This is a genomic window from Flocculibacter collagenilyticus, assembly GCF_016469335.1.
In the GTDB taxonomy this organism is placed as follows: domain Bacteria; phylum Pseudomonadota; class Gammaproteobacteria; order Enterobacterales; family Alteromonadaceae; genus Flocculibacter; species Flocculibacter collagenilyticus.
In genome coordinates, this window is sequence record NZ_CP059888.1 from 926,235 (window position 1) to 938,147 (window position 11,913).

Annotated in this window: 12 protein-coding genes and 1 riboswitch; of the genes, 11 read left to right on the forward strand and 1 reads right to left on the reverse strand. The window is 39.4% G+C overall.

Annotated features, from left to right (window positions below):
* Positions 1 to 4: 4 nt before the first annotated feature.
* Positions 5 to 65, forward strand: a riboswitch (cobalamin riboswitch).
* Between the two features lie 66 nt (positions 66 to 131).
* The 5 genes from HUU81_RS04090 (at position 132) to HUU81_RS04110 (ending at position 4,597) form a co-directional block, all read left to right on the forward strand.
* Positions 132 to 2,012: a TonB-dependent receptor domain-containing protein gene (locus HUU81_RS04090; RefSeq protein WP_199610996.1), complete on the forward strand. Its 1,881-nt coding sequence runs from the start codon at positions 132 to 134 to the stop codon at positions 2,010 to 2,012.
* Positions 2,013 to 2,148: 136 nt separating this feature from the next.
* Positions 2,149 to 2,535 carry a VOC family protein gene (locus tag HUU81_RS04095; RefSeq protein WP_199610997.1) on the forward strand — a complete coding sequence of 129 codons (387 nt, stop codon included), beginning with the start codon at positions 2,149 to 2,151 and terminating at the stop codon, positions 2,533 to 2,535.
* A gap of 153 nt (positions 2,536 to 2,688) precedes the next feature.
* The gene (locus tag HUU81_RS04100; protein ID WP_199610998.1) at positions 2,689 to 3,030 is read left to right on the forward strand and encodes a hypothetical protein; all 342 of its coding nucleotides are present in this window, start codon (positions 2,689 to 2,691) and stop codon (positions 3,028 to 3,030) included.
* A 106-nt stretch (positions 3,031 to 3,136) separates the two neighbouring features.
* Positions 3,137 to 3,556 (forward strand): VOC family protein, encoded by a 420-nt coding sequence (locus tag HUU81_RS04105; protein ID WP_199610999.1) that lies wholly within the window; start codon positions 3,137 to 3,139, stop codon positions 3,554 to 3,556.
* A 216-nt stretch (positions 3,557 to 3,772) separates the two neighbouring features.
* Entirely contained in the window at positions 3,773 to 4,597 is an 825-nt protein-coding gene (locus tag HUU81_RS04110) for a DUF2884 family protein (protein ID WP_199611000.1), read from the forward strand.
* A gap of 97 nt (positions 4,598 to 4,694) precedes the next feature.
* Here HUU81_RS04110 and HUU81_RS04115 read toward each other — a convergent pair whose 3' ends face one another.
* Positions 4,695 to 5,210: an EF-hand domain-containing protein gene (locus HUU81_RS04115; protein WP_199611001.1), complete on the reverse strand. Its 516-nt coding sequence runs from the start codon at positions 5,208 to 5,210 to the stop codon at positions 4,695 to 4,697.
* A gap of 286 nt (positions 5,211 to 5,496) precedes the next feature.
* On the opposite strand from HUU81_RS04115, the gene HUU81_RS04120 reads away from it, so the two are divergent.
* The 6 genes from HUU81_RS04120 (at position 5,497) to csrA (ending at position 11,639) form a co-directional block, all read left to right on the forward strand.
* Positions 5,497 to 6,081 (forward strand): DUF938 domain-containing protein, encoded by a 585-nt coding sequence (locus HUU81_RS04120; protein ID WP_199611002.1) that lies wholly within the window; start codon positions 5,497 to 5,499, stop codon positions 6,079 to 6,081.
* A 120-nt stretch (positions 6,082 to 6,201) separates the two neighbouring features.
* Complete coding sequence (locus HUU81_RS04125) at positions 6,202 to 6,948, forward strand: hypothetical protein (protein WP_199611003.1); 747 nt, start codon at positions 6,202 to 6,204, stop codon at positions 6,946 to 6,948.
* Positions 6,948 to 7,454 (forward strand): regulatory protein RecX, encoded by a 507-nt coding sequence (locus HUU81_RS04130; RefSeq protein WP_199611004.1) that lies wholly within the window; start codon positions 6,948 to 6,950, stop codon positions 7,452 to 7,454. The genes HUU81_RS04125 and HUU81_RS04130 overlap by 1 nt, the downstream gene beginning before the upstream one ends.
* An 86-nt stretch (positions 7,455 to 7,540) precedes the next feature.
* Complete coding sequence (alaS, locus tag HUU81_RS04135; protein ID WP_199611005.1) at positions 7,541 to 10,138, forward strand: alanine--tRNA ligase; 2,598 nt, start codon at positions 7,541 to 7,543, stop codon at positions 10,136 to 10,138.
* Between the two features lie 16 nt (positions 10,139 to 10,154).
* A complete protein-coding gene (locus tag HUU81_RS04140; protein ID WP_199611006.1) occupies positions 10,155 to 11,375 on the forward strand; it encodes an aspartate kinase in 1,221 nt (406 codons plus the stop codon).
* 75 nt (positions 11,376 to 11,450) lie between these two features.
* On the forward strand, positions 11,451 to 11,639 hold the full coding sequence (csrA, locus tag HUU81_RS04145; RefSeq protein WP_199611007.1) for a carbon storage regulator CsrA: 189 nt from the start codon (positions 11,451 to 11,453) through the stop codon (positions 11,637 to 11,639).
* Positions 11,640 to 11,913 lie beyond the last annotated feature (274 nt).

Below are 11,913 nucleotides of genomic sequence, written 5' to 3' on the forward strand. Positions count from 1 at the left end.
TCGCGAGGAAGTTGATGCAAATTCAACACTGCCCCCGCAACGGTGAAAATAAAAGTCCGGAACTCAATAGCAGTTATAACCATAGTGGCATTGCCACAAGTGATGCGGTGGGCATCATAGGATGAGGTATTATGAATTATAAAAGCACAAAAAAAACACGTTTAACTCCATCAAGCCTATTTAGTTTTTCATCTTTAGCATTAGCGGTTAGCAGTACATTATTTGCTTCTAACGTTGCGGCAGAAGCAGTGCCGCAAGCAGTTAATAATATGGAAACGATAACGGTTACAGCGTCTCGTACACCGAAGCCATTAAGTAATGCGCTAACGTCACAAGTGGTTATCACTCGTGAAGATATAGCGTTATTACAGCCTGAATCGATCACGGATGTATTATCGTCTGTGCCAGGAGTGGATATTTCTAGCCAAGGTGGCAGAGGGCAAAATCAATCTATTTTTTTACGTGGAACGAATGCAAACCACACGCTAGTGGTATTAGATGGTGTTCGAATTAGCTCGGCAACGCTAGGGTTAGCAAACCTGCAAGGTATTTCGCCAGAAACGATAGAGCGTATTGAAATTGTAAAAGGCCCGCGTGCGGCATTGTGGGGATCTGATGCCATAGGTGGTGTTATTCAAATTTTTACCCGCAAAGCGAATGAGCACGAAGTTAATATTGGTGCGACAGCAGGTACTGATAATTATCAAGCGTACAATGCCAATTTAGGTGTTGCCCATGGCGACGGTAAAACCAGTTTTACGGTTGCACGTGAAAGTAGCGACGGTTTTGACGTAACAAAAGGCCAAGAGCCTGATGATGATGGCTACAAATTTACCTCTGTATCAGTAAACGGTGCGCAAAATATTAATAAAGCATTGTCAGTTAACTGGCTAGCTAATGCTTACACAGGTGAAAATGAGTATGACAACAGCTGGGGCGAAAATGAGACGGAAATTGATAATCATGCATGGCGCTTAGGCGCGCAATATAATTGGCTTACCGATAATGTATTGTCGTTCTCAATCGGACAGAGCCGTGACTCAGGAGAAAACTTTGGTAACGGAACGCTAAAAGGCCAAGGCAGTGTTTTCGAATCTCGCCGTAATGAAGTGTCAGTATTAAATTACAGTCAATTATCTGATGAGTGGCAACTTAATGTTGGTGCGGATTACTACCAAGAAAAAATCAGTAGTGGTGTCAGTTATATTAAAACTGAGCGCGATGTATCTGCCGTGTTTGCGCAATCAAGCTATCAATTAAACTCATTTATTCTTGAAATGGCAGTGCGCTACGACGATATTGAGTTTGTTGATTCTGAAACAACGTATAATGCAAGCTTTGGTTACGAAATTACGGATAATGCATTAATTAGTTTAAATCTTGGTTCAGCGTTTAAAGCACCAACATTCAATGACCTATTTTGGCCTGTAGAAGCTGGTTCGACAGACTTTCTCGCGCTAAAACCAGAGTCGTCTGACACGGTTGAGTTGTTAATGAAAACAGACGTGAACGATGTTCAGCTCGACTTTAGTATTTATCACTATGATGTTGAAAACCTTATTCAATGGCAGCCTGATGCTGGTGGTACTTGGCGCCCGCAAAATGTTAATCAAGTTGAGATATTAGGCTTGGAGATATCTGCACAGTTTGAAGGGTTGGGCGGATTACACCATCTCAACATGAGTTATATTGACACTGAAGATAAATCAACGGGTAAACAATTAATTAGAAGAGCAAAAGAGCTTGTTAATTACTCCTTCACTAAGCAATTTGATGAAGTAAACCTGATTGCAGAGTATCAGTTTCGAGGTGATCGAGATGATGCAACATTCATGGGGCCAGAAGAGCTTGATAGTTATCATTTAGTAAACTTAGCTGCTGATTATCGAATCAATCAGCAATGGCAGTTGAAGTCGAAAGTATCAAACTTATTTGATGAAGATTACGAAACTGCATTTGGTTATAACACGCAAGACAGACAAATATATGTCGGTATTGCTTATAGTATGTAGCTACCTCTTCCAAACAAACTTACGTTTGTAAGTCTTTGAATTAAAAAGCCGCTGTTAATAATTTTACAGCGGTTTTTTTTTGCAATACTGACAGACTGGTATACATTTAAATGAGTTTAATTAAGAGGGATTTACTATGAGTGATTTAAATTCTACGCACAACCGATGCGTGTGGTTTGATATACCTGTTCAAGATTTAAAACGTGCCCAGCAGTTTTATGCAAAAGTATTAGCGGTAAAGGTAACGACTGAAACCCATGATGGTTTTACGTTTGGGGTGTTAGATCATAATGAAGGAAATGGAGGTTGCCTAATACCACATGAAAATGAAGTCACAGATCAACTTGGAGTGCTTATTTATTTAAATGTGGATGGTCGTATTAAAGACGCATTAGAGCAAGTCGAGGAACAAGGTGGGCAAGTCATTGATCCAATTCATGATATTGGGCCGTATGGATGTAGAGCAATAATTAAAGACTCTGAGGGAAATCGTATTGCATTGCATTCAACAAGTAATAAGTAGCTGATATTCAGGGCTTATCACGTTTAAAATTGACATTATGTAGCGCCTGTAAACATATGAATTAAAAAACTTTATGGTAATTAGATTAATTTGTTTACATAAATTTTACCGTATCATAAACTCCAATGAGTTATGTAATATAAGTGTATCACTATGGAATTGGTCAACCACACATCTAATCTGGAAAGTACGGCGTTACACAGCCCAGCATTAGAGAGTAATCATACTCAAAATAAAAAAGAGTTTAGTTTTAGGCTGAAAGTGTATGCGTGGTTATTATTGTCAATAACCACATCACTCGCTTCAGTTTATTTTGCACTTTACTTAACACTTCCTTCATCGGCCGTGTTGTTAACCATTAGTGCTGTTGCGTCAATGTTAGTTGGAGTGCAAACGGCTAATGGGGTGTGTATTAAAAGCGATGTGTTAGCGCTTGGTTTCATCAGTATTGCTATATTCATACATCTTCTCGTATTGTTAGCCGGGCTAGGCTAATATCTCCTACTGTCAGCTTTTATAGCGTTAGTTTATCCATTCACCCACTTGCTTTAGTCACTTTAGAAGACTAAAACAGGTGGGTTTCATCACAAAAGGAATCAATATGGCAACACCCTTCCAATTAGTTGCGCTTGATCACCTAGTGCTTCGAACTGCCAATCCACAGCAACTAATTCGTTTTTATTGTGACGTGCTATGTGCAACTGTAGAGCGAGATCATCAAGCGACATCTGGTTTAACCCAATTACGCGCAGGTAGTGCGTTAATTGATATTGTGGGCGTGAATAGCAAGCTAGGTAAAATAGGCGGTGAAGCACCTGGCGACACAGGCAATAACCTTGATCATTTTTGTCTTACGATAAGTGGCACTAATATAGATGCACTAACTCAGTACTTGAAGACACAGCAGGTGGACGTCGGAGAAATTGGCAGAAGGTATGGCGCATTTGGCTATAGTGACTCAATTTATATTAAAGATCCTGATGGTAACTCGGTGGAGTTAAAGCCGATTGTGAGCGAATAAACTAAATGCTTTTATTCATCCATGATAATAAGTTAACTAAAAAATAGTAAATTTGACTACTTTGTTTATCCACTGAAATCGAGTATTATAAATTAACTTTATAACCTATTGATATTTAAAGGCAAATTAAATTGGCCTAATGGTTGCTGTAAAATCTACATAGAGTGAAGAATAAAAAGCCCTAAGGCTGACTAAAAGTAGAAAAAGGAACCTATCGTGAAAGCATTAACTAAATTTAACTCAGTTCATAAGTCTATTCTGGTTGCATCATCGCTGATGATGACGAGTTATGTTGCGGCGCATCAAGAGTGTAATATTAATATTCAGCAAGACTTGAAGATAAATCAAGGTGCTGTTGAGGTCAGTGATGCTAGGCACAAAGTTGTATTTGCTAGCGACCAGTCATTAATGGTAGATGGAAAATATGTCCAACTTAACTCGCACCAACAATCATTGGTGTCGGAATACGCACAAGGTGTGCGACAGTCCATTCCTGAAATGGCTTATATAGCAATCGACGGAGTAGAATTAGCAATGGATGCAGTGAATAAAGCTTTAGGAGCTGTTTTAGGCGAGGGGCATGACGCAATAGGCGAGATGAACGGTCAATTGCATAATGTGAAAACAACGATTTCATCTCATTTTCTAGACTCAGATACTGTTGTACTTAAGCACTCAGACTATAAAGATAATCAAATATTTGGCCCTGAATTTGAAAGGAAAATTGAAGAAAGCCTTGAAAGTGCGGTGAAAAGTGCAATGGGAACATTATTAATTCATGTAGGGCAGGAGCTGGTTATGAATGGTGGTGATTTATCTGAGTTTGAACAACGCATGGAAAAAATGGGTGAAGACATGGAACAGATGATTGAGCATAGAGCAGAGTCTTTAGAAGTTCGTGCTGATGCTTTCTGTGAAAAAGTGAAAAAACTAGATCATTTAGAGTTTAAATTACAAACAGAAATACCAGAATTAAATCATTTTGACTTGATCACAATGGAATCTGATCATGATGATAAGCGCTCTAAACGCGAAATGTAATTAATTTGTTTTAGGGTTAATTAAGAGCTAATAATAAATACAAAAAGGCGTTAGTCATGGGACTAACGCCTTTTTTACAGATGAAAAATACTGGTTTTTATTTGTTTTTAACGGTTGTTAACGCTTCATCTTCAGCTACATCTTTACCATACTTATTGATGTAACTAGTAAATTCATATTGGCTAACGCGACGGTCATTATTGGTATCTATATAACCAAAGTGGTTAGAAATATCATCGTCATCGGCTTCTTCAATTGAAATATAACCGCTGCTATCATTATCTAATGCTGCAAAACTATTTTCGATACGATCGAATTTCTTAATTTCTGCTTTAAATGCTGACTCAGTGATCTCTGAATCTTCAGCAACTCGGCCAGTGTTTAATTTCATATACGTGTCATATTCTACACGACTGATGTTGCCATCTAAGTCGGTATCAATATTTGAGAAGTGCTCCCAAATATTGTCATCATCAGCTTCAACCTTAGAAATTAAACCATCGTTGTCATTATCAAGGCTAGCGAAGTCACTGTCGATTTTGTCTACATGGTTTGCACAAGCTGGAATAGTTAACACTGCCGCGATTGCTGTAGTAAGTAATAGTTTGTTCATAATGATGCTCCATGTTGTTTTTGCCACTTCAACCGAAAGCCGGAGGAAGGTTTTTAATATTTGTGATTCAATGGTTACAACATGCGTGCCAATTTATTAAATTATTTAAAATCAATACGTTGTGTCGTTTTGTGATGGTTTCAATACGTACCGCCTCTGTAATATTTACAGATGTTTGTAAATTTTGGATCTAATCCACGTAAGCCTTGGTAACGAAACTTCAATTATTGGGAGATGCTCGTTACACTAAATTGAGATATAAATAGGGAAGAAGTGAGTTAACACGGTGACTAAACGATTTAGCCAAGCAGCAGAGAATAACCAAGAACCTATTCTTCAGCAGTTAACACAGTATTTTGCTACCCGTGCAACAGTACTGGAGATAGGTTCGGGCACTGGGCAGCACGCTGTACATCTTGCGCGTGGGTTATCACATTTAGTGTGGTGTCCAAGTGATCTATTAAATAATTTATCAGGGATTGCAGCGTGGATTAGTGAAGCTGCGCTGTCTAATATCATTGACCCGATTGAATATAATGCGGCACTTGATGAATGGCCCTTAGCTGTAGATGCCGTGTATTCAGCGAATACCGCACATATTATGCAAGCAAACGAGGTAGCAATCATGATGTCAGAAATATCTAAAAACCTACCCGTAGATGGAATATTTGCGCAATATGGCCCTTTTAAAATGAACGGTCGCTGTACCACAGCATCAAATGTCGCATTTAATCAACGTTTATTGCAGCAAGGGTATGGTGGTATAAGGGATATCGCTGAACTTGAAAAGTGGGCAGGCACTGAACTGCAATTACAAGAGAGAATTGAAATGCCAGCGAATAATTTTCTGCTGATTTGGCAAAAATGGTAGCGCCAAGTGCAATATTCTTCTTAAAAATACCCTGCAAAGTAACCGCAATAACTGACTATTGTTGTTAATTCTTATATTATGTCGCCAATTTAATTTATTCAGTCTTCTATAGAAAACAAAATGGCGCTAAATACCTTATCTCTTAAAGCTAAAAATGGTGGCTTATGGATAAAGCATGCATGGGAAATTTTAAAAATTAAACCCGCTAGCTTTATTGCAATCAGCATTTTTACATCATCACTCTTTATTGCAGGTCAACTTCATCCAATACTTGGATTATTGATTATGTTTGCTAACCCTTTTATTACGGCGGCTTATTACGTTGTTATCGAACATGCACGTCAAGGCCATCATATTCGTTTTGAGCAGTTTTTTTCGGCAATAAAACACTTACCAAATAAACTTACGTTATTCCGGTTAGCTGTGGTTTCCTTATTACTATCTGCATTATTTTCAATTGCATTGAGTCCTATTCTTGAAACATTGCAGCAGGGTGCTAAGCCTGACTTTGGTCAAATAGTGTTAGTGGTAGTGGTGTCTGCGATATATATGATGCTATTCGCTTATGCTGTGCCAATTGCTGTATTTACTAAAGAAAAAAGTTTACCAGAAATTTTTAAAGGGAGCTTTTTTGCTTGTTGGCGCAATGTAATTCCACTTACAGTGTACAGCATTATCAGTATGCTACTTATCGCCTTAACTATTCCTACTCTTATGGTCGGGATGATTATCGTTATCCCTGTTCTAACGATTTCGTTTTATCTTTCTTTTATTAATATTTTTGCTCCCTCGCTGATTGTTCAGCAAAGTGAAAATTCGGATGAAGACGATAGTAATAATGGCAACGATGGTATGTTTTTAGGGTAATGTTTAAAAAAAGCACTGCAACTTTAGATAGTCAAAGCAAAGTGTATAGTACTGCGGTGCGGATGCTATCGCAGCGCGACTATTCTCAACAGAACTTAGCTGACAAGTTATTACAGCGCGGTGCTTCAAGCGACCATGTTACTTCGGTCATTGATACGTGTATAAAGGAAGGGTGGCTTGACGATGAGCGATATTGCGAACGCTTTATTGCAGCAAGGGTTGCAAGCGGTATGGGTAAAATGCGAATTTTACGTGATGCGGCACAAAAAGGCATTCCAAAAAATATTGTAGAAACGTGTTTAAATTGTACAGAAATAGACTGGTTTCAAAGCGCTTTAACAGCATATAATAGAAAGTTTTCTGGTATTTCAGTGACAGATTATAAAGACAAAGCAAAATGTATGCGTTATTTACAATATCGCGGCTTTTCTTTTGATGAAATAAATTATGCAATTGAGCAAGCGGCTCAAGAACAAACTAACGATGAAGCACCATTTTCTTGGTAATTAGTTTTCCGCGTAGCGGGTGTTAGTAGTAGCGTTAGTATTAATTAAGTATAAAAGTTTTTAGAAATAAAAAGGTTCGAATTCTTATGACCATGACCACAGCTGAGATCCGCAATGCGTTTTTAACGTTTTTTGCAAACAAACAGCACCAAAAAGTAAATAGTAGTTCTTTAGTTCCAGGCAATGATCCAACCTTATTATTTACTAATGCGGGTATGGTGCCATTTAAAGATGTCTTTTTAGGCGCTGAAAAAAGACCTTATACGCGTGCAACTTCTTCTCAGCGCTGTGTTCGTGCAGGTGGCAAACATAATGACTTAGAAAATGTTGGTTATACAGCCCGCCATCATACTTTCTTCGAAATGTTGGGTAACTTCAGCTTTGGTGATTATTTTAAAACGGACGCTATTAAGTATGCATGGGAGTTTTTAACCGATGTATTACAGCTGCCTAAAGAAAAGCTGTGGGTGACAGTATTTGAAGAAGACGATGAAGCCGCAGAAATCTGGATTAAAGAAATCGGGGTTGCACCTGATCGTGTTTCACGCATTGGTGCCAAAGATAACTTCTGGTCGATGGGTGATACAGGTCCTTGTGGCCCTTGTACTGAAATATTTTTTGACCACGGTGAAGAAATTTGGGGTGGTCCTCCAGGCACGCCAGAAGAAGATGGTGACCGTTACATTGAAATTTGGAACTTGGTTTTCATGCAATTTAACCGTCATGCCGACGGCACAATGGAACCATTACCGAAGCCTTCAGTTGACACGGGTATGGGGCTAGAACGTATTGCGGCAATAATGCAGAATGTTCACAGTAACTATGAAATTGATATATTCCAAAATCTAATTAAAGCTACCGCCGAGATTATTGGTGTTAGTTCTCTTGAAGACAAATCGCTTCGCGTGATTGCTGATCATATTCGCTCTTGTAGCTTCTTAATTGCTGATGGTGTAATGCCATCTAATGAAGGCCGTGGTTATGTGTTACGCCGTATCATCCGTCGTGCTGTTCGCCATGGTAATAAATTAGGTGCCACTGAAAACTTCTTCTACAAACTGGTTGCTACTTTGATCGAGCAAATGGGAGAAGCCTATCCTGAGCTAGTTAAGCAACAAGCCGTTATTGAAAAAATGTTGCGAATTGAAGAAGAACAATTTGCAAAAACCTTAGACCGTGGATTAGCGATTTTAGAAGATAATCTTAGCGCGTTAGAAGGTGATGTTATTCCTGGCGATATCGTATTTAAACTCTATGATACCTATGGCTTTCCTGCAGATTTAACCGCAGACATTGCACGAGAGCGCAAATTAACGATCGACCAAGCAGGTTTTGACGCAGAAATGAAAGCGCAGCGCGAGCGCGCACAAAAAGCGAGTAGCTTTGGCACAGATTATAACGAACAGATAAAGTCTGATAATGCATCTTCTTTTGAAGGCTATGAGCACGTTAAAACAACCAGCTCTGTGTTAGAGATATTTAAAGACGGTGCTCCTGTGACGGCATTAAATGATGGTGAACAAGGGATAGTTGTACTTGATAAAACGCCATTTTATGCTGAATCAGGTGGACAAATAGGTGATACAGGCTCGTTAATCGCTGGATCTGGCGAATTTATTGTTGAAGATACCATTAAATTAGGTAACGCGTTTGCTCATAAAGGAAAAGCGGTCGGTACATTGAATGTATCAGATGAAGTAACTGCACAAATTGATGACATACGCCGCGAAAGAATCAAAAAAAATCACTCTGCAACTCACCTTCTTCATGCTGCATTACAACAAGTATTAGGCGAGCATGTTACACAGAAAGGTTCATGGGTAGGTCCAGATCGCTTACGTTTTGACTTTTCACATTATGAAGCCGTAACCAACGACCAATTAAAAGAAGTTGAGCATTTGGTTAATCAACAGATTATAAATAATGAGCAATTAACAGTAGAGCTAATGGATATTGACGCTGCTAAAGAAAAAGGCGCAATGGCTTTATTTGGTGAAAAGTACGATGATGAAGTACGTGTTATTAGTATGGGCGACTTTTCAATTGAATTGTGTGGTGGTACGCATGTAGAACGTACCGGTGATATTGGTTTCTTCAAAGTTGTATCAGAAGCTGGTATTGCTGCCGGTGTACGCCGAATTGAAGCGGCTTCAGGCTTAGCTGCATTAGAATTTGTTGATAGTTTAACTGCACAGTTAGAACAGACCGCGCAACTTGTAAAAGGTGACGTGTTCTCGGTGGCAGAGCGTGTTCAGCAAAATCTAGACCGCGCTAAGTCGATGGAAAAAGAAATCGATAAATTGAAAGCGCAGTTAGCCAGCCAAGCTGGAGCAAGCTTAACGGATGCCGTTGTTGACGTTAAAGGCACTAAGTTATTAGTGGCAAATCTTGAACAAGCTGATCCTAAGTCATTGCGTGGTATGGTCGACGACCTTAAAAACAAGTTAGGTTCTGCCATTATTGTACTGGCCGCGGTAAATGGCGACAAAGTAAGTGTGATTGCAGGCGTGACTAAAGATTTAACTGGGCAAGTAAAAGCAGGTGAACTAGTCAATATGGTTGCTCAGCAGGTGGGTGGAAAAGGCGGCGGTCGCCCTGATATGGCACAAGCTGGTGGCAATCAGCCTGATTCAGTGCCAGCTGCACTTGATTCTGTAAATGATTGGGTAAGCGAAAAGCTGTAATAGCTAGCGCGCTTGTATGGCATTACTTGTTCAAAAGTTTGGTGGCACCTCGGTAGGTTCAGTTGAGCGTATCGAAGCAGTTGCTGAGCAAATAATTTCCAGCCGCCAACAAGGCCATCAGGTTGTGGTGGTTGTTTCTGCAATGGCTGGAGAAACAAACCGACTAATTGAACTTGCTCAGCAAGTTGATACTAAGCCCAGCTCACGTGAACTGGATGTACTGATATCAACTGGTGAGCAAGTAACCGCTGCGTTATTGTCTATGGCGATAGTTCGTCGTGGTCATTCGGCAATCTCGTTGTTGGCTGATCAAGTGGGGATTGAAACCAATAATAGATTTGGCAAAGCAAGAATAAAATCGGTCGATCACGCTCGTATCTTAGAAGAAATCGAGCAGGGAAGAGTGGTTATTATTGCTGGCTTTCAAGGGCGAGATAAGGAAAAAAATATCACTACCCTTGGTCGTGGCGGTACAGATACCACGGCAGTTGCAGTGGCTGCTGCAATAAAAGCTGACGAATGTCAGATCTATACTGACGTTGACGGCGTATATACTACTGATCCGCGTATTGAACCTAACGCCAGACGAATGTCGCGTGTTACGTTTGACGAGATGCTAGAACTAGCGAGCTTGGGTGCTAAAGTATTACAAATTCGCGCCGTAGAATACGCAGGGATCCATAAAGTAAGGTTAAGGGTGCTTTCAAGCTTTTCACCAGACGAAGGTACACTAATTACTTATGAGGAAGAAAAAGTGGACAAACCCTTAGTGTCAGGTATAGCGTTTAATCGTGATGAAGCCATCTTAACGGTTACCGGTATACGTGAATCGGCAAGCTTAGCATCAGATATTTTGTCGCCAATAGCTGAGCAGGGTATTGAAGTGGATATGATCGTGCAGAATATTCAGCGTGATGGTACAGTCGACTTTACCTTTACCGTTCATCGCAGCGATTTTGACGAAACAAATGCATTATTATCGCAACTTATTGAAAAAATAGGTGCAAAAAGTGTGCAAGCTGACAATAACGTTGCTAAGATTTCTGTTGTTGGAGTTGGGATGAAGTCTCACTCAGGTGTTGCGGCGAACATGTTTAGCGCTTTAGCAGCAGAAGGTATTAAAACAAAACTAATTTCTACCTCAGAAATTAAAATTTCTGTTGTAGTAGAAGAAAAGTATTTAGAGCTGTGTGTAAGGGCATTACATTCAGCATTCGGTTTACACGAAAATGTGTGATAGAATTCACATTTTGTGATTTTGGTTATTATTGGGCTAAAAACTGCCTAAGTTTGGAATGATAGGAGCAAGCGAATGCTAATTTTGACTCGTCGAGTTGGGGAAACGTTAATGATTGGTGACGATGTGACTGTTACCGTTTTAGGCGTTAAAGGAAATCAGGTTCGCATTGGTGTCAATGCCCCAAAAGAAGTGTCTGTACATAGAGAAGAAATCTATATGCGAATACAGGCTGAAAAAAGCTCGGATGGCGAAAGCGCGTAACATTAAAAGAAACCGACGAAAGTCGGTTTTATTTTATCTGCAATAAATCTCGATCTAACTCCTTCACCTTCAATTACTCTACTTTTTACAACGACTACTTTTTAACTATTTGAAATTAAATTGTTTATACGATTTTATATTAACCAATAATCGGCTATATTCTCACTTGCTTTAAACCTCGAAAATATTTTCCTATGTTTTACTCTATTTAAGGTAATGATGGTGTGGGAAGTGTGTATTTGACTCTTATGGTCGATATTTCGCTTCGTATATA

Coding starts and splice junctions, on each gene's coding strand:
- HUU81_RS04090 (WP_199610996.1), top strand. CDS start 132: ATGAATTATAAAAGCACAAAAAAAACACGTTTAACTCCATCAAGCCTA.
- HUU81_RS04095 (WP_199610997.1), top strand. CDS start 2,149: ATGAGTGATTTAAATTCTACGCACAACCGATGCGTGTGGTTTGATATA.
- HUU81_RS04100 (WP_199610998.1), top strand. CDS start 2,689: ATGGAATTGGTCAACCACACATCTAATCTGGAAAGTACGGCGTTACAC.
- HUU81_RS04105 (WP_199610999.1), top strand. CDS start 3,137: ATGGCAACACCCTTCCAATTAGTTGCGCTTGATCACCTAGTGCTTCGA.
- HUU81_RS04115 (WP_199611001.1), bottom strand. CDS start 5,210: ATGAACAAACTATTACTTACTACAGCAATCGCGGCAGTGTTAACTATT.
- HUU81_RS04125 (WP_199611003.1), top strand. CDS start 6,202: ATGGCGCTAAATACCTTATCTCTTAAAGCTAAAAATGGTGGCTTATGG.
- HUU81_RS04130 (WP_199611004.1), top strand. CDS start 6,948: ATGTTTAAAAAAAGCACTGCAACTTTAGATAGTCAAAGCAAAGTGTAT.
- alaS (WP_199611005.1), top strand. CDS start 7,541: ATGACCATGACCACAGCTGAGATCCGCAATGCGTTTTTAACGTTTTTT.
- HUU81_RS04140 (WP_199611006.1), top strand. CDS start 10,155: ATGGCATTACTTGTTCAAAAGTTTGGTGGCACCTCGGTAGGTTCAGTT.
- csrA (WP_199611007.1), top strand. CDS start 11,451: ATGCTAATTTTGACTCGTCGAGTTGGGGAAACGTTAATGATTGGTGAC.